The sequence below is a fragment of the Arthrobacter sp. ZBG10 genome (assembly GCF_001238605.1).
GTDB lineage: Bacteria > Actinomycetota > Actinomycetes > Actinomycetales > Micrococcaceae > Arthrobacter.
Genome location: NZ_LFQH01000163.1, coordinates 1 through 237 on the forward strand (window position 1 = coordinate 1; position 237 = coordinate 237).

The 237-nt window shown below is 72.6% G+C and carries 1 protein-coding gene; it reads right to left on the reverse strand.

The window, feature by feature from the left end:
* On the reverse strand, positions 1 to 237 hold a 237-nt coding region (locus ACU18_RS19025; protein WP_157407885.1), incomplete at both ends, for a hypothetical protein.

Sequence of the window (237 nt, forward strand, 5' to 3'; positions counted from 1 at the left end):
TTCAGGGCCACTCCGCGCACAATGCGGGTGCCCCAGAACGGCGGCGCGGGAACAGCGTTGTCAGCCACGACGTCGGAGCGGCCGGGCATGGCTTCGGGCTCGGTCACGGTGAACCTGGGGCCGCTGGTGTGGATGCGCTTCTTGAGCGGCGGAAGGCCGACGGCGGCCGGGTCGGCGCCGCGCGCTACCCGCACCAGCGGTTCCATCAGCGCCAGGCCCTCGAAGGCGTCCTTGGCG